At 62.5% G+C, this 17,159-nt stretch carries 17 protein-coding genes; 5 read left to right on the top strand and 12 right to left on the bottom strand.

Going from position 1 to position 17,159, the window contains the following annotated elements; all coding sequences use genetic code 11:
- Positions 1-12: 12 nt before the first annotated feature.
- Both J3456_RS02250 and proS read right to left on the bottom strand, forming a co-directional pair.
- Positions 13-519, bottom strand: coding sequence for a DUF2937 family protein (locus J3456_RS02250; protein ID WP_349578711.1), 507 nt, complete (start codon positions 517-519; stop codon positions 13-15).
- An 8-nt stretch (positions 520-527) separates the two neighbouring features.
- On the bottom strand, positions 528-1,868 hold the full coding sequence (gene proS / locus J3456_RS02245) for a proline--tRNA ligase (protein WP_349578710.1): 1,341 nt from the start codon (positions 1,866-1,868) through the stop codon (positions 528-530).
- Positions 1,869-2,112: 244 nt separating this feature from the next.
- On the opposite strand from proS, the gene J3456_RS02240 reads away from it, so the two are divergent.
- The 4 genes from J3456_RS02240 (at position 2,113) to J3456_RS02225 (ending at position 7,781) form a co-directional block, all read left to right on the top strand.
- A complete protein-coding gene (locus tag J3456_RS02240) occupies positions 2,113-3,195 on the top strand; it encodes an AI-2E family transporter (protein ID WP_349578709.1) in 1,083 nt (360 codons plus the stop codon).
- Between the two features lies 1 nt (position 3,196).
- Positions 3,197-3,877, top strand: coding sequence for an HdaA/DnaA family protein (locus tag J3456_RS02235; RefSeq protein ID WP_349578708.1), 681 nt, complete (start codon positions 3,197-3,199; stop codon positions 3,875-3,877).
- 61 nt (positions 3,878-3,938) lie between these two features.
- The gene (locus tag J3456_RS02230; protein WP_349578707.1) at positions 3,939-6,113 is read left to right on the top strand and encodes an RNA degradosome polyphosphate kinase; all 2,175 of its coding nucleotides are present in this window, start codon (positions 3,939-3,941) and stop codon (positions 6,111-6,113) included.
- Positions 6,114-6,197: 84 nt separating this feature from the next.
- Complete coding sequence (locus tag J3456_RS02225; protein WP_349578706.1) at positions 6,198-7,781, top strand: Ppx/GppA family phosphatase; 1,584 nt, start codon at positions 6,198-6,200, stop codon at positions 7,779-7,781.
- Between the two features lie 6 nt (positions 7,782-7,787).
- Here the strand turns inward: J3456_RS02225 and J3456_RS02220 are convergent, their stop codons facing one another.
- The 5 genes from J3456_RS02220 to scpA all read right to left on the bottom strand — a co-directional run bounded on the left by J3456_RS02220 (position 7,788) and on the right by scpA (position 12,627).
- The gene (locus J3456_RS02220) at positions 7,788-8,153 is read right to left on the bottom strand and encodes a hypothetical protein (protein ID WP_349578705.1); all 366 of its coding nucleotides are present in this window, start codon (positions 8,151-8,153) and stop codon (positions 7,788-7,790) included.
- A 77-nt stretch (positions 8,154-8,230) separates the two neighbouring features.
- Positions 8,231-9,232 (bottom strand): endonuclease/exonuclease/phosphatase family protein, encoded by a 1,002-nt coding sequence (locus J3456_RS02215; RefSeq protein ID WP_349578704.1) that lies wholly within the window; start codon positions 9,230-9,232, stop codon positions 8,231-8,233.
- The gene (locus J3456_RS02210; RefSeq protein WP_120351538.1) at positions 9,232-9,912 is read right to left on the bottom strand and encodes a molecular chaperone DjiA; all 681 of its coding nucleotides are present in this window, start codon (positions 9,910-9,912) and stop codon (positions 9,232-9,234) included. Before J3456_RS02210 ends, J3456_RS02215 begins: the two co-directional genes overlap by 1 nt.
- Positions 9,913-9,964: 52 nt before the next feature.
- Positions 9,965-10,486: a GNAT family N-acetyltransferase gene (locus J3456_RS02205; protein WP_349578703.1), complete on the bottom strand. Its 522-nt coding sequence runs from the start codon at positions 10,484-10,486 to the stop codon at positions 9,965-9,967.
- Positions 10,486-12,627, bottom strand: coding sequence for a methylmalonyl-CoA mutase (scpA, locus tag J3456_RS02200; RefSeq protein WP_349578702.1), 2,142 nt, complete (start codon positions 12,625-12,627; stop codon positions 10,486-10,488). The genes J3456_RS02205 and scpA overlap by 1 nt, the downstream gene beginning before the upstream one ends.
- Positions 12,628-12,792: 165 nt before the next feature.
- Here scpA and J3456_RS02195 point away from each other — a divergent pair, with 165 nt between their 5' ends.
- The gene (locus J3456_RS02195; RefSeq protein ID WP_349578701.1) at positions 12,793-13,248 is read left to right on the top strand and encodes a DUF4174 domain-containing protein; all 456 of its coding nucleotides are present in this window, start codon (positions 12,793-12,795) and stop codon (positions 13,246-13,248) included.
- Between the two features lie 42 nt (positions 13,249-13,290).
- Here the strand turns inward: J3456_RS02195 and J3456_RS02190 are convergent, their stop codons facing one another.
- The 5 genes from J3456_RS02190 to J3456_RS02170 form a co-directional block, all read right to left on the bottom strand.
- Positions 13,291-15,336, bottom strand: coding sequence for an acetyl-CoA carboxylase biotin carboxylase subunit (locus J3456_RS02190; protein ID WP_349578700.1), 2,046 nt, complete (start codon positions 15,334-15,336; stop codon positions 13,291-13,293).
- Positions 15,337-15,474: 138 nt separating this feature from the next.
- On the bottom strand, positions 15,475-15,681 hold the full coding sequence (locus J3456_RS02185; RefSeq protein ID WP_067261646.1) for a hypothetical protein: 207 nt from the start codon (positions 15,679-15,681) through the stop codon (positions 15,475-15,477).
- 322 nt (positions 15,682-16,003) lie between these two features.
- Entirely contained in the window at positions 16,004-16,351 is a 348-nt protein-coding gene (locus J3456_RS02180) for a hypothetical protein (protein ID WP_067941107.1), read from the bottom strand.
- A gap of 81 nt (positions 16,352-16,432) precedes the next feature.
- Positions 16,433-16,573: a hypothetical protein gene (locus tag J3456_RS02175; protein ID WP_162931863.1), complete on the bottom strand. Its 141-nt coding sequence runs from the start codon at positions 16,571-16,573 to the stop codon at positions 16,433-16,435.
- A 214-nt stretch (positions 16,574-16,787) separates the two neighbouring features.
- Complete coding sequence (locus tag J3456_RS02170; protein ID WP_120351543.1) at positions 16,788-17,153, bottom strand: DUF6497 family protein; 366 nt, start codon at positions 17,151-17,153, stop codon at positions 16,788-16,790.
- Positions 17,154-17,159 lie beyond the last annotated feature (6 nt).

The following is a 17,159-nucleotide window of genomic DNA, read 5'->3' as shown; positions in this document are numbered from 1 at the left end:
GCCCCAGAAGGGTCAAGAACGCAATGCCCGGCGGCGGCGGAAGCGCGCGGGCCATGTGGGCAGCCACAAAAGGAACCGGCTGAGAACGGCCCCTCCGATGAACCCCAAAACGGCAAAGATAAATTCCGCACGGCTGCGCGGGGCGGAAGGCGAAAAGGCACGCGCGGTTTCGCGCAGGGCGTCGGCATCCGGCGCCCGCAGCAGATAATAGCTGCGCAAGAACGGGCCTGCTGCGCGAAGGGGCGGCAATTCCGCCTCCAGTCTCGCGTGACGCTTAATATTGCGCATTAGGTCAATGCGGCGACGCTTCAAAAGGGCCGAGCCACCCAGCCGCACCAGAGCGGCCTTTCGGTCTAGCCCGACACTATCTGCCGCCCGGTCGAAATCCGCCACCACCTGCGAAAGCCTGCGCTCTGCGGCTTCTAGCTCAAACACATAGGCCCGGGTGAACCCCGGGCCTTGCGCGGCCATCCATGCCCCTATGATCCCACCGGCCAATGTCAGCGCCCGCAGGATCATCGGCGACCTCAGGCAATACCGGCGTAGATTTTCGCCAGCTTTTCGACCGCCTGCTCTGGCGGCAGCTCTGCGCTTTCGCCTGTGCGGCGGCTGGTGAGTTCGACCACGCCGTTTTTCAACCCGCGCGGACCGACAGTAATGCGCCACGGCAGGCCGATCAGGTCCATCGTCGCAAATTTCATGCCCGCCCCGCCTTTGCGGTCGTCATAAAGCGGATCGAGGCCTAGCGCCTTGAGGCTCTTATAAAGCGCGTCGCAGGCTGCATCGGCCTCTTCATCGCCTTGCTTGAGGTTCACGATCCCGGCGTGGAAGGGCGTCACGCCCTCAGGCCAGATGATGCCCTTGTCGTCATGGCTCGCCTCAATGATCGCGCCCAGCAGGCGGCTGACGCCAATGCCGTGGCTGCCCATATGGACCGGCACCTGTTTGCCGTCCGGGCCTTGGACCTTCGCGTTCATTGCATCGGAATATTTGGTGCCGAAGTAGAAAATCTGCCCCACTTCGATGCCGCGCGCGGTGCGCTGGCGTTCTTCGGGCACCTTGGCAAAAAGCTCCGGGTCGTGGGTTTCATCGGTGCGGGCGTAGCGCGAGGTGAATTCATCCAACACGGCGCGGCAGGCGTCGTGATCGCTGGGATCAATCTCTCGGTCGCCAAAGGTCAGATCGGTGATCTCGCTGTCATAGAAGACCTCCGACTCGCCCGTCTCGGCCAGCACGAGGAATTCATGCGTGTCATCGCCGCCAATGGGGCCAGAGTCGGCGCGCATCGGGATCGCCTGCAGGCCCATCCGCTCATAGGTGCGCAGGTAGCTGACCAAATGGCGGTTGTAAGCGTGCAGCGCGTCTTCTTTCGTGAGGTCGAAGTTATAGCCATCTTTCATCAGGAACTCGCGGCCCCGCATCACGCCGAAACGCGGACGGATCTCGTCGCGGAACTTCCATTGGATGTGATAGAGCGTCAGCGGCAGGTCTTTGTAAGACCCGACATGGCTGCGGAAGATGTCGGTGATCATCTCTTCGTTGGTGGGACCGTAGAGCATGTCGCGATCCTGCCTGTCGCGGATGCGCAGCATCTCGGGGCCGTAGGCGTCATAGCGGCCCGATTCTTTCCACAGATCCGCCGATTGCAGCGTCGGCATCAGCATCGGAATATGGCCCACGCGCTGTTGCTCTTGATGCACGATCTCTTCGACCTTGCGCAGCACTTTGTAACCCAGCGGCAGCCAGGAGTAGATCCCCGCGCTGGATTGCTTGATCATCCCCGCCCGCAGCATCAACCGGTGGCTGACAATCTGCGCCTCGGCAGGGTTTTCCTTCAGCACGGGCAGAAAATATTGGGACAGACGCATGGTGTTTCCTCATTGAGCGAATTGCCCCCTGACTAGTGCATGTCAAAGGGCGAGACAATCACATCGCACGGCAGCGCGAGAGCTTGGCCGCCCGCGGCGCACAGCGCCCATCTCTCAAGCGGCCTGTGCACAACGGACAGCGTGCTGCTGCGATGGTCCCCCGATCTCCCCCCAGTCAAGCAGCCAAGACTTGAAACGAAACGCCACATGGGCGATGTGAGACCATTCCCTGCCGGAGAGCATCATGGCCCTGCCAATCCGAGACCAATTGAAATACTGGGGCATCGCTGCGGCGGTGTTCATGGTGGCGTTGTGGTTCATGGGCGACGTGCTGCTGCCCTTCCTGCTGGGCGGGGCGATTGCCTATTTCCTCGATCCAGTGGCCGACCGGCTCGAGCGACTGGGGCTGAGCCGTGTGATGGCCACCGCGCTGATCACCGTGGCGGCCCTTCTGATCTTCGTGCTGATGGCGCTTTTGGTCATCCCGACGCTGGTGAACCAAACCGTCAACCTGATCGAGACCGCGCCCAAGGTCACTCGCAATTTCACCGATTTCATCACCGAGCGCTTTCCCTCGCTGCTGGACGACGATTCGACGCTGCGCACCTCGCTGACCACCTTAGGCACCACGATCCAAGAACGCGGTGGTGAGCTGTTCCAAACCGCACTGGCCTCCTTTGCCTCGCTGATCAACATCCTGCTCTTGTTCGTCATCGTCCCCGTGGTCGCCGTCTATCTGCTGCTCGACTGGGACCGCATGGTTGCCGCCATTGACCGGCTGCTGCCGCGCGACCATGCGCCGACGATCCGGCAATTGGCGCGGGAGATCGACGCAACGCTCGCCTCCTTCGTGCGTGGCATGGGCACGGTCTGCCTGATCCTTGGCACCTATTACGCCGTGGCACTGATGCTGGTGGGGTTGCAGTTCGGCCTCGTCGTCGGATTCGTGGCCGGTTTGGTCACCTTTATTCCCTACCTTGGCGCATTGATCGGCGGGGCGCTGGCAATCGGGCTGGCGCTGTTCCAATTCTGGGGCGATTGGGTGTCCATCGGGCTCGTGGCGGGCATCTTTGTGCTGGGCCAGATCGTCGAGGGCAATCTGCTGACCCCGAAGCTGGTCGGCAACTCGGTCGGCCTGCACCCGGTCTGGCTGCTGCTGGCGCTGTCGGTCTTTGGCACGCTCTTTGGCTTCGTTGGCCTGCTGGTCGCGGTGCCCGTTGCCGCCGCCATCGGGGTGATCGCGCGTTTCGCCACGGCGCGCTACCGTGAAAGCGTGCTCTACAAAGGCCGCGAGCCTGAAACGACCGTCGACGAGGACATCCGCTAACATGGCCCACCAACTCGGGTTGAACCTGCCCAGCCGGACGGCTCTGGGCCGCGACGCTTTCTTTGTCGCCCCCTCCAACGCCATGGCGATGGCGATGATCGACGGCTGGCGCGGTTGGGCGGGCGGAAAGCTGGCGCTGACCGGGCCACAAGGCTCGGGCAAAACGCATCTGACGCATGTTTGGGCGGATCTGTCGGGCGCCCGCATCATCAGTGCCGCCGACCTGCTGGAGGCCGACATTCCCGCCCTCGCCCGCGGCCCCCTCGCCGTCGAAGATGTGCATCTGATCGCCGGGGACGCCGAAGCGCAAACGGCTCTGTTTCACCTGCACAACCTCGTGCTGGCCGAGGGTCAGGCGCTCTTGCTCACCGGCACCGGGCCGGTGGCCCATTGGGGGCTGACGCTGCCCGATCTGGTCAGCCGGATGCGCGGCGCCACGATGGTCGAAATGGAAGCCCCCGACGACGCGCTACTCTCCGCACTGCTGGTCAAGCTGCTGGCCGACCGGCAGTTGACGCCGAAACCGGAGTTGATCAACTATCTGATGACCCGGATGGACCGTTCCTTTGCCGCCGCCATCGCGCTGGTCGACCGGCTGGATGCTGCCAGCCTCGCGCAGAAGCGCCCCTTGACCCGCGCACTGGCCGCGCAGGTGCTGGACATCGCCCCGCCCCGCGCGTGATACTGGAATAATTAACGCAAGCCTTCGCAAACCCGTTACATTCCAATGTCATGAGGCCCGCATGACCCAAGCTGATTTCCTGCAAGCGCCCTTTCCGCCCGCCACCGATCTGCCCGAGCTTGATACAGCCGGGCCGGGCCGTTTCTTTAACCGTGAGCTGAGCTGGCTCGACTTCAACTGGCGTGTGCTGGAAGAGGCCGAGAACCCGCGCGTGCCGCTGCTGGAACGGCTGCGCTTCCTATCGATCTCGGCCACCAATCTGGATGAGTTCTATACCGTGCGCGTGGCGGGACTGCGCGAACTGGCCCAAGCGGGCAACACCACCGCCGCCGCCGATGGGCTGAGCCCCGGTGAGCAACTGGTGCTGATCAACGAAGACGCGCGCAACCTGATGATGTCCCAGCAGCGCGTGCTGGTTGACCTCATGGCCGAGATGGACGCGCAGAACATCATGCTGGAGCGCGCCGCCGACCTGACCGAGGCGGACCACAAGCATCTCGAAGGGGTCTTTCTCAACCAAGTCTTCGCCGTGCTGTCGCCGCTGGCGATCGACCCGGCACACCCCTTCCCCTTCATCCCCAACACCGGCTATGCGCTGGCGCTGCAACTGGAACGCAGCCGCGACAAACGCCCCCTGCAAGCGCTGCTGCCGATCCCCGGCCAGATCGACCGCTTCGTGCCCCTGCCCGCGCCCGACGGCTGCCTGCGCTACCTGCCGCTCGAAGACCTGTTAATCATCAACATCCCCAACCTCTTTCCGGGCTACAAACTCAAGGCGCATTTCGAATTCCGCGTACTGCGCGATAGCGATCTTGAGGTCGAAGACGAGGCCGAAGACCTCGTGCGCGAGTTCGAAGTGGCCCTGAAACGCCGCCGCCGCGGTGAAGTCGTGCGCCTGACCCATTCCGCAGGGGCCCCGGAAAAGCTGAAATCCGTCGTCATGCGCGAGCTTTGCGTGCGGCCCCAAGACGTGATCGAAATCGAAGGCATGTTGGGCATCGCCGATCTGTCGAAACTGGTAACCGACGCCCGGCCCGACCTTCTGTGGCCGCAGTTCACACCGCGCGTGCCCGAGCGCGTCAGCGACCACGATGGCGATATGTTCGCCGCGATCCGGCAAAAAGACATGCTGCTGCACCACCCGTATGAGACCTTTGACATGGTGGTGCGCTTCCTTGCCCAAGCGGCGCGCGACCCGGATGTGGTGGCAATCAAACAGACGCTCTACCGCACCTCGCGCGACAGCCCGATCGTCAGCGCGCTCTGCGAGGCCGCCGAGGATGGTAAATCCGTCACCGCCTTGGTCGAACTGAAAGCCCGCTTTGATGAGGCCGCCAATATCCGCCAGTCACGCCGTTTGGAACGCGCGGGCGCGCATGTGGTTTACGGTTTTCTCGACCTCAAGACCCACGCCAAGATCTCGACCGTGGTACGCCGCGAGGGCGATCAACTGGTGACCTATACCCACTACGGCACCGGCAACTATCACCCGATCACCGCGCGGATTTACACGGATCTGTCGCTTTTCACCTGCGACTCGAGCCTTGGGCGCGATGCCACGAAAGTCTTCAACTTCCTGTCGGGCTATGCCCCGCCTGAGCAGTTGGAAAACCTCGCTATTTCCCCCACCACGCTCAAGCCGCGCCTGCTTGAGATGATCGCCACCGAGGCTGACCATGCCCGCGCCGGGCGGCCTGCCGTGATCTGGGCCAAGATGAACGCGCTGATCGACGCCGAAGTGATCGACGCGCTTTATGATGCCAGCCAAGCCGGGGTGGAAATCAGCCTTGTCATTCGCGGCATCTGCGGGCTGCGGCCCGGCGTTAAGGGGCTGTCAGACAACATTCGCGTCAAATCCATCATAGGCCGTTTTCTGGAACACAGCCGCATTGTCTGCGTCGGCAACGGCCACGGGCTGCCACATAAAAAAGCGCGGGTTTTCATGTCTTCCGCCGATTGGATGGGCCGCAACCTGAACCGCCGGGTCGAGACTTTGGTCGAGATCGAGACCCCGACCGTCAAGGCACAGATCACCAGCCAGATCATGGCCGCCAATCTGGCTGACGTGGCGCAAAGCTGGGTCATGGGGCCGGATGGCAAATTCACCCGGCCCGCCGTGCCGGAGGGAACTTTCGCGTTTAACTGCCACCGCTTCTTTATGGAAAACCCCTCGCTTTCGGGGCGCGGCAGCGCGGGGGCGTCGGATGTGCCCAAGCTGACCCATACCGAGGATTGACCTATGGAGAGGTCCGTTAGCAATTGACCTCACCGCGCCCCTGCGCCAATTATCCCTTCAAACGGATGGCCCGCAGGAGCATTGATGGCAGACCAGACCGACCCTTCCCGAGCCGCCCCCGTCCCTGAGACTGGCGTGGCGGAACTGGGCCTTTTCGCCAAACCCTTGTTTCAGGATCCGGGCGCGCGCGCACTGGCGCGGGTGGGCGTTGTGGATGTGGGCTCGAACTCTGTCCGCCTTGTGGTGTTCGACGGCGCGGCGCGCTCTCCGGCCTATTTCTATAACGAAAAGATCATGTGCGCCTTGGGCGCTGGCATGTCTGAGACGGGTCACTTGTCCCCCGAAGGCCGCGCCCGTGCCCTCTCGGCGCTGCGCCGGTTCAGCAAACTGGCCGATGGCATGGGCTTGTCGGAACTCACCGTCGTTGCCACCGCAGCGGTGCGCGATGCCAGCGATGGGCGCGAGTTCTGCGCCGATGTGCTGCGCGAAACCGGTCTGCGCATCTGGGTGATCGACGGCGAGGAAGAGGCCCGGCTTTCGGCCCAAGGGGTGTTGCTGGGCTGGCCTGGTGCCTACGGCCTTGTCTGCGACATCGGCGGCTCGTCGATGGAACTGGCGGAAATCTCCGGTGGGCGCGTCGGGCGGCGGGTGACCTCGCAACTCGGGCCGCTGAAATTGCGCGATCTCAAGGGCGGGGCCAAAGGGCGGCATGCCCATATCAAAGAGGTCATCACCGGCCTTCAGGACAAGATGGGCAACCAACGCGACCGGCTGTTTCTTGTGGGCGGCTCATGGCGCGCCATCGCGCGGATCGACATGTACCGCCGCGGCTATCCGCTGCATGTTTTGCATGAATACCGCATGACCGTGACATCCGTCCGAGAGACGGTGAAATTTATCCAAGCCTCTGATTTGGAAGAGTTGCGCAACGCCTGCGGCGTGTCGTCGAGCCGGATGTCGCTGGTGCCCTACGCCGCTGAGGTGCTGAGCCGTCTGGTCAAAACCTTCCGTCCCAAAGACATCGCCATTTCCAGCTACGGCATCCGCGAAGGCATGCTCTATGAGCAGATGCCGCAGCGCCTGCGCGACCGTGATCCGCTGATTGAGGCTTGCTATTTCGCCGAAGCCAAAGACGCGCGGATGCCCGGCTTTGGTAAAGTGCTTTATAACTTCATCCTGCCGCTCTACCGCTCTGCCCCGCATGCGCGCAGGCGGTTGGTCAAAGCGGCCTGCCTCCTGCATGACGTCAGCTGGCGCGCGCATCCCGACTACCGGGCCGAGACCTGTTTTGACAACGCCACCCGCGCCAACCTTGGCGGGCTCAAACACGCTGAGCGGATTTATCTGGGGCTGGCACTGCTGCACCGATACTCCAACAAACGGGAAAACACCCGGTTCGAAGACCTCTATGAGATGGTCGACGAGAAGACCCGGTTGGAGGCGGAGATACTCGGCAAGGCCATGCGCTTTGGTGCGATGCTGTGGATGGACAAGGGCGAACAGCGCGGCGAATTGCGCTGGTTCCCCAAGAAAAAGCAGTTGGAGCTGTGGCTCACCCCCGACATGGTGCCGCTTTTCGGTGAGGTCGCAGAGGCGCGGCTGAACTCGCTCGCCAAATCGCTTGACGCCGAAGTCCATGTGCGTACCGGCAAACGGCCTCCGAAATAGGCCGCGTTACAGGTCGATCTGGGGGACAGGCTCGGTCGGCGTGTCTGGTGGCATCATCGGATGATCCGGCTTGCGGCGAATGATGATATCGCCGTTGGGCTGCATCTCGGGCGCTTGATATGCGCTCCAATCCTCAACGTCGTCCAGCAGTTCCGTCAGCTTCGGTCCCATCTCCCGCGCGAAATCGCGCAGCGCGGGGCGCATGGCTTCGATGAAGCCCTCGAAACCTTCCATGACCGGGCCCATCTCATCCATGATCCCGTCCATGAACATCTGCGCGCCGCGCTCCATCAAGCCGAGGCCGCGTTCTTCGGTGTCCTCTTGCGCATGGGCCACAAGCGGCAACATCGTGCAAAGGGCGATAAGGGGCATGAAACGTGTCATGCAATTGATGTAGGCGGCGCGTTCGGGATTTCTAGTCTTCTGCCGATGCACGGGCACAAGCCCGCCTAAAGGTCGACATCCAGCGTGACCGGGAAGTGATCCGACGCCGCAAGAAGCGCATCGCGCAGGGCCACGTTTTGCCAGCAGGCGGGGTCATCCATCGGGTGCCAAATGCGCCAGCGGGCATCGCGAGCACAGAGTTGCGGGCTGACCATGATGTAATCCAACAGCGCCTGAAGGTAGCGTTCCTCCGGAGCGATCCAAAACCGCGCACTGGTAGGCGCGGCCCCCAACCGTCGGCTAAGCGCCAGTTTGGCATGCGGGTCAAAGAGCGCCGCCGCCCCCTCCCCCAGCACAATCTCGACCGACGAGCGCCCAAACAGGCTTTCAAATTCATCCAGCCCCGGCCCGTCGTTCAAATCACCCATCACCATCACGGGCCGATCTGCCGCCAGATGCGTATCGATCCGCCGCCTGAGCCAGATCGCTTGCGCCAATTGCTTGCGCCGGTTGGCGATGGCTATGCGCAGCACATCGGCCTCCGACTTGGCCCCATGGGGCGCTTTGGATTTCAGGTGCGCGCCGATCATCTGAAAGGCAAAGCCGGTCTTCGTGGTCACCTCCAGCTCAAGCGGCGGTTTGGAGAAGACCACGGCATCCTCAGTCGCGTCTACGTCAAGATCAATCCGCAACGTCTGGTCAAAGCGCGGGGCACCTGCTGCCGACTGCGGCACATGGCGGGCGGTGAGCTTATCGGGGTCATAAAGCAGCGCAATCTCTTGCTCTGTATCGTTGGAAAACCCCATGACGGCCTCGCGCGCGCGCAGGGAAAACCGAGCGGCGAAATGCTTTAACGCTGCCACGGTGGACTGCCGCCGCCCGTGGTTCGGCGCTTCAATCACCATCACCGCATCGGCATCCAGCGCGCCGAAAACCAGCCCCAAAGCCGCCGTTTGCTGCGCACGGGTCACCTGATAGCGCGAAGACCATTCACCGTCGTCGTAGAGCTGATTGTCATCGTCAAAAAGGCTCGCGAACCACTCAACATTGTAGGTCGCGATGCGCATCAAGCGTGTTTGCCCGAGATCGTTTCCCACGCGCGGTTGATGTCGATCATGCGTTTCTCGGCCATTTTGATGGCCTCTTGCGGCAAGCCACGCGCCACCAACGCATCGGGATGGTTCTCCCGCACCAGCCGCCGCCACGCCTTGCGGGCTTCTTCGAGCGTGGCATGGGGGCCGATGCCCAGAACCGTGCGCGGCAAGGGCGAGCTGTCGGGCACGAACCGCGCTTTGAGCGAGGCAAAGGCCTCCTCTCCCATGCCAAAGATCGCGGCGACATCTTCGAGAAAGGCGTTTTCATTCGGGTGATAGACGCCATCGGCCATGGCAATGTGAAACAGCCCCTCCATCAGATCATGCAGCATCTCGGGCTGGTCGTTGAACATGCTGGCGATGCGTTTGGCGTATTCCTCAAACCCGGTGACATCCTGCCGCGCAAGGTTAAAGACCCGCGCCGCCCCGTCCTGATCCCCTTCGGCAATCTGGAAGACCTCGCGAAAGGCCGTCACCTCATCGCGGGTCACCAGCCCATCGGCCTTGGCCATTTTCGCGCCCAAGGCGATGACTGCGATGGTAAAGGCGACCGAGCGTTCAGGCGGGCTGCGCAGACGGTCAAAGACAGCCGACAGCCCCTCGCCCGCGGTGAGGGCTGACAAAGCTTCGGAGATGCGCGTCCAGATCGACATGGGCTGACCCTTTGGTATTCGGCTCCCAGCTTAACCGCTGGCACCGGGGAAGTCAGGATGCTGACAGGGTTTTTTGCATCAAGATCAGATCCAGCCATCGCCCATGTTTGCGCCCGACTTCGGGCATCCGGCCCACCTGTGCAAAGCCCAGTTTTTTATGGAAAATCACAGCACCCGGATTGGCGCTGCTGATCGCGGCAACCATGACGTGATGGCCCTGCGCCGCTGCCGCCTCGACCGCCCGCGTCATCAGGCCGCGGCCCAGCCCCTGCCCCTGTGCCGCGGCCGCCAGCACGATGCTATGCTCGACCGTCGCGCCGTAGCCCGGCCCGCCGCGAAAGCTGCCATAGGTGACAAAACCCATGACTTGCCCTGCGTCTTCGGCCACCCAAAAAGCGTCGGCGCGGGTGACGATCAGCGCGGTGATATCCTCTGGCGTCTTTTCATCGGTGGTAAATGTCGACAGGCTGTCGCGGATCATGCCGTTCCATAGGCCCGCCACGGCAGCCGCATCGCGCCGCTCTGCGGGGCGGATCGCGCGGCCCGTTTGGACCGCGCCCGTTTCAGCCTGCATCACTTCCGGGTCTCGCGGATCAGCTTGAGGATATCCTGCGCAGCCGTCGGGATATTCGTCCCCGGGCCAAAGATCGCCTTGACGCCCGCGATCTCCAAGAACTTGTAATCCTGTTGCGGAATGACACCGCCACAGATCACCAGAATATCCTCTGCCCCCGCATCCTTGAGCGCCTGAATAAGCTGCGGTGCCAATGTCTTGTGCCCCGCCGCTTGGCTAGAGATGCCGACAACATGCACGTCGTTGTCCACCGCGTCCTGCGCCGCTTCGGCGGGGGTCTGGAACAGCGGGCCAACGTCCACGTCAAAGCCGATGTCGGCAAAAGCCGTGGCGATCACCTTGGCCCCGCGGTCGTGCCCATCTTGGCCCATTTTGACCACCAGCATGCGCGGGCGGCGGCCCTCGGCCTCGGCGAACTCATCGACCGATTTTTGTATATCGGCAAAGCCCGCGTCGCCCTCATAGGCCGCGCCATAGACGCCCGAGAGCGTCTTGACCTCGGCCCGGTGCCGCCCGAATTCTTTCTCCATCGCCATGCTGATCTCTCCCACTGTGGCGCGCGCGCGGGCGGCTTCCACCGCCGCGTCGAGCAGATTGCCGCCCTCGGCGGACCGCCGTGTCAGTTCGGCCAAGGCGGCGGTGCAGGCGTCCTCGTCCCGCTCGGCCCGGATACGTTCCAGCCGCGCGACCTGACCGGCGCGGACCTTGACGTTGTCGACGTCCAAGATGTCGATCGGCTCTTCCTTGTCGCGGCGATACTTATTCACGCCGACGATCACCTCGGTGCCCCGGTCAATGCCCGCCTGACGCTGTGCCGCCGCCTCTTCAATGCGCAGTTTCGGCATGCCTGAGGCCACGGCCTTGGTCATGCCGCCCATCTCTTCGACTTCTTCGATCAACTTCCACGCGGCCTCGGCCAGATCAGCGGTCAGCTTCTCGACGTAGTAGCTGCCGGCGAGCGGATCGACGACATTGGTGATGCCGGTCTCTTCTTGCAGGATCAGCTGGGTGTTGCGGGCGATGCGGGCCGAATGCTCGGTCGGCAGGCCAATTGCTTCGTCCAGCGAGTTCGTGTGCAGCGACTGCGTGCCGCCCAAGACCGCAGAGAGCGCCTCGTAGGCGGTGCGCACAACGTTGTTATAGGGGTCCTGCTCGGCCAAGCTCACGCCGGAGGTCTGGCAATGGGTGCGCAGCATCGAGGACTTGGGGTTCTTCGGCTCAAATTCCTCCATCACCCGCGACCAGAGCAGCCGCGCAGCGCGTAGCTTGGCGGCTTCCATGAAGAAGTTCATGCCGATGGCGAAAAAGAACGACAGGCGCGGCGCAAAGCGGTCCACGTCCATGCCCGCCGCAATCGCCGTACGCACATATTCGCGCCCGTCCGCGATGGTAAAGGCCAACTCCTGCACGAGGTTCGCTCCGGCCTCCTGCATGTGGTAGCCCGAGATCGAGATCGAGTTGAACTTCGGCATATGGTCCGAGGTATATTCGATGATGTCACCGATGATCCGCATCGACGGTTCCGGCGGGTAAACATAGGTGTTGCGCACCATGAATTCCTTAAGGATGTCGTTCTGGATCGTGCCCGAGAGCTTGGCGCGGTCATGCCCCTGCTCCTCACCCGCAACGATGAAGCTGGCGAGGATCGGGATCACCGCGCCGTTCATCGTCATCGAGACTGAAACCTGATCAAGCGGGATGCCATCGAAGAGGATTTTCATGTCCTCGACCGAGTCGATGGCCACGCCGGCCTTGCCGACATCGCCCTCAACCCGCGGGTGGTCGCTGTCATAGCCGCGGTGGGTGGCGAGGTCGAAGGCGACCGAGACACCCTGCTGCCCGGCGGCCAAAGCACGGCGGTAGAATGCGTTGGATTCCTCCGCCGTGGAGAAGCCCGCATATTGCCGGATCGTCCAGGGGCGGCCCGCGTACATGGTCGCTTTCACACCGCGCGTAAACGGCGCTTCGCCGGGGATGCCGCCCAGATGATCCAGCCCGGCGACATCCTCTGCCGTATAGAGCGGCGAGACGTCGATCCCCTCCAGCGTCTTCCACGTCAGATCGTCGAGACTGCGCCCGCGCAATTCGCCTGTTGCCAGTTCCTGCCAGCGTGTCTTTGCGTCCTTTTGGTCGGATGTCATATGCTTGTCCTTCTCCCTTAGCGCCGGGCGGCAGGCATGGGCCTGCGCATCACCGGCGGCTGAATTGTCACGGGGCGCGCCTCAACGGGGATAAATGCCCCCTGCGGCGCTTTGCCCTTCGCAAAATGGTACAGGCCCCCTATATCTGAAGGGACAGGAGCCTTGATGAAACGTTTGATCTCACTAGTTTTTGCAGGATTGATCGCCAGCACAGCGATTGCCCAAGGGGCCGATACCCCGATGGAGGATCCGCTGTTCCTGCCCGCCGATATGGCCGATCTCAGCGCCTTCCAATGGAAAAAGCGGCCCGTTCTGGTCTTTGCCAATTCCGAGAACGATCCGGCATATGTCGCGCAGATGGAATACCTCCGCGACCGCGAGGAAGAGTTGCGCCTGCGCGATGTGGTGGTACTGACCGATACCGACCCTGCCGCGCGCAGCGCGCTCAGACTGCGAATGCGCCCGCGGGGCTTCATGCTGGTGCTGGTCGACAAGGAAGGCCAGATCGAATTGCGCAAACCCTTTCCATGGGACGTGCGCGAGATCACCCGCAGCATCGACAAGATGCCACTGCGCCAGCGTGAAATCAGAGAGGCAAAGGAGCGCGACGTCATCCGTTGATGCCCCGCGCCCTGCTCGCCCTGATCGCCAGCGCATCGCACCCTATTCGAACTCCATGATCACATCGTCCACCGCAAGGCTGTCGCCCGCGCCAGCGTTGACCTTGCTCACCACGCCCTTCTTCTCGGCGCGTAGAATGTTCTCCATTTTCATCGCCTCAATGGTGCAAAGCGCTTGGCCCTCTTGGACCTCATCGCCCACTTCGACGTCGAGTTTCACCACCAGACCCGGCATCGGGCAGAGCAGCATCTTGGAGGTATCAGGCGGCAGTTTCTCGGGCATGAGGGCCGCCAGTTCCGCCTGACGCGGAGTGCGGACATGCACCTTGAGATCCGCGCCGCGGGTGCGGATGCGGAAGCCGCCAGAGATTTTGCCAACCTTCAGCACCAAAGGCGCGCCATCGACAGTCATTTCGGCCAGTTGGTCGCCCGGTGTCCAATCGCCGCTGACGCGCATTTCGCCGCCGTCTCCAAAGGCCACCGTCGCCCCGTCGGGATCGGCCTTGGTGACCACGTCAAAGCTCTCGCCCTGCAGCTTTACGTTCCAATCGCTGCCGACCTTGCGCTCGTGGTTGTCCATCCGGCCCGAGACACGCGCCCGGCGTATTTCGCCTACGCGGTGCATCGCAGCGCAGGCCGCAGCGATGCGGCGCAGCTCGCCCTCAGGCAGGGTCACCCCCTCGAAACCTTCGGGATATTCCTCGGCGATGAAGGCGGTGGTCATCTCGCCCGAAACGAATTTCGGGTGATCCATCACGGCAGAGAGAAACGGCAAGTTATGCCCGATGCCCTCAACCTCGAAACTGTCGAGCGCGACGCGCATCTTCTCAATCGCCTCTTCGCGGGTCGGGGCCCATGTGCAAAGCTTGGCGATCATCGGGTCGTAATACATCGAGATTTCGCCGCCCTCAAAGACGCCGGTATCGTTGCGCACGGCCATCTCGCCGCTCGGTGCATCGCCCTGCCATGTGCCTTGCTCCAGCAGCGGCCCGGCGGCCACTTCTTGCGGCGGGCGGTAGCGGGTCAGACGGCCAATGGAGGGCAGGAAACCACGGTAAGGGTCTTCGGCGTAGAGCCGGTTTTCGATGGCCCAGCCTGTCAGGGTCACGTCATCTTGGGTGATCGACAGCTTCTCGCCATTGGCCACGCGGATCATCTGCTCGACCAGATCAACACCGGTGATCAGTTCGGTGACCGGGTGTTCCACCTGAAGGCGGGTGTTCATCTCAAGGAAGTAGAAATTCTTGTCGCCATCGACGATGAATTCCACCGTGCCCGCGCTGGTGTAGCCCACAGCCTGCGCCAGAGCGACGGCCTGCTCGCCCATGGCTTTGCGGGTCTCTTCGTCAAGGAAGGGGCTCGGTGCCTCTTCGACGACCTTTTGGTTGCGGCGCTGGATCGAACACTCGCGCTCGCCCAGATAGATGCCGTTGCCATGCGCATCGCAAAGCACCTGAATTTCGATGTGGCGGGGCTGGGTGACGAATTTCTCGATGAAAATCCGATCATCCCCAAAGGAGTTTGCCGCTTCGTTCTTGGACGATTGGAAACCTTCGCGGGCCTCTTCATCATTCCAAGCGATCCGCATGCCCTTGCCGCCGCCGCCAGCCGAGGCTTTGAGCATCACCGGGTAGCCGATCTCGTTCGAAATTTTCACGGCCTCGTCGGCGTCTTCGATCAGACCCATATAGCCCGGCACGGTCGAGACACCCGCCTCCTGCGCGATCTTTTTGGAGGTGATTTTATCACCCATCTTTTCAATGGCGCCAACGGGCGGGCCGACAAAAGCCACGCCAACCGCGTCGAGCGCCTCAGCAAACTTGCTGTTTTCGCTGAGAAAACCGTAGCCCGGATGAACGGCCTGCGCGCCGGATTGCTTCACGGCCTCCATCACCTTGTCGATGACGATATAGGACTGGTTCGCGGGGGGCGGGCCGATGTGAATGGCCTCATCCGCCATGTCCACATGCAGCGCCTGCGCGTCCGCATCGGAATAGATCGCCACGGTGGTCAGACCCATCTTCTTGGCGGTCTTGATCACGCGGCAGGCGATTTCGCCCCGGTTGGCAATGAGGATCTTGTCAAACATCAGCAGTTCCTTTGACGGTAACAGGCCACGCAAAAAGCCGCGTCAGCCAAAGCTGCGCGGGTGCCTGTAGAGATAAAGATGGAGGGGGAAACCGCCCTGCCCGCGCCAATGGCAGGCAAAGCGGTTAATGGGGCGAGATTAGTTACATTTGCCGGGGTTGAGCTGGCAATAACCGACGTTGGCTGCGGCGCCGATGGCTGCGCCCTGCGCCAGCGACCCACCTGTGACGGCTGCCGCACCTGCGCCGACGGCTGCGCCGCCCAGACCCTGTTCGCCGATGTTGTCACCGCATGCGGCAAGACCGGCTGTCGCGCCAAGCGCGAGAATGATGTTACGAATTGACATGTGCCTGTTCCTTCACTGCTATCTACTGTCCGACCAACGCCCTGCCGTTTGACAAGTTCCCGGTCAGTTTTCCGGCCCGTTGCCCTGTGGCGCGAAAACCACCCCGCCGAAAAGTCGGGCAGCGCGGCGCGGTGGCGCAGCGGCTGCCCGATAGAGGAAGGGGTATGGTCTTCATGTCCGACGGCACGAAGAGCAAAAGACGCGCCGCCAGCCACGCAAAACCTGCCCCAAGCCTGCGCCAGCGCCAAGCACGCCCTTTGCGGCGGCCGGGCTTCGGCAAGGCTGTGCTGATCTGCGTAACGGCGGGGCGACATCATGCCGATCAACCCTCGAAAGCTTCGGGGAAGGCGGCACGGGCTGCGGCCACATCGAGCACGAGCAAAGCTTCGTAATCGGCGGGATCAAAGGGATCGGTGGCCGGCAGCACCTCGCGGCCAAAGAGCCACGACAGACGGCCCGCATCCAGATTGCCACGCTCGAAAGGATGCTCGCCAAAGGCTTCCCAGAGGGCTTTGACAAAGGCGGCATCGGCGCGACGGTCCGGCGCGCGGCGGTCCGGGCGACGCTCACGCCGCGTGATGGGCGTGACCCCCTTGGGGTTCGGACGGCGAATTGTGAATTGGAAATCGGTGCCGGGCAGTCGCCCGGGGAACCCGCGATGTTTTAGCATATAGGCGGGCATCAGACACCCCTCCCGGTTGCAGGGGTGGCTGGGATCAGGGCAGGCGCAAACGCCTGCCCTGCAACGGCATTATTTGTACTTGCCGGTGTAGACGGGCTCAACCGAGATGGGCTCGGGCTCAACCACGACGAACTCTTCTTCTTGCTGTGCGCAGGCCGAAACAGCTGCGACGAAACCGATAGCTGCCAGCAACTTGATGCTCTTGGACATGTATATCTCCTATTAATGTTAAATGAACCTGACACGACAACATGCCGGCCAAGCCCGGGTTCTGAGGTAAGGGATACGTGGGTATTCCTTGACCGCATCATATGCGATTCACATAGCAATGGATACGGTTGCAAGCGCAATCGGTCGCGTTGTGACTCCAAAGCATCATTCCAATTGGAGGATCGGCGGATTCTTGCAAGATCTTGCCTGCGCATCACAAACCCTCCCAGATGCAAGCGTCATCCTGGGCACGGAAAGCTTCGAAATATTGGGTCGCCTCGGGGTCGGCCGCGCCGAATTCCACCGGGCGGTCAGCAAGGGAGACGACGATCACCTGCCCCGCAAGCGCATGTTCGGTCATGTAAGGGAGGGCGACCACCGCGCAGAGATGCTCCATGTCTGGAGCGGCGAGGTCATAGGCGATGGCCTCCGGCCCTTTGGCGATCTGCGGCGCAATGAACCGAAAGCGAAGCCAAGTCTCACCGCCCAATTCCTCGACAAGAACCTCTTGCAAGTCAATAACTTGCCCCGAGGGAACGTCAATCGCCCGCGCCGGAGACGCGAGCCCCCCCGCCAGCAAAGCTGG

This window comes from Sulfitobacter sp. NFXS29 (assembly GCF_040148765.1).
Taxonomy (GTDB): domain Bacteria; phylum Pseudomonadota; class Alphaproteobacteria; order Rhodobacterales; family Rhodobacteraceae; genus Sulfitobacter.
Note: the sequence above shows the minus strand (reverse complement) of the source record. Positions and strands in the feature narration are given on the sequence as shown.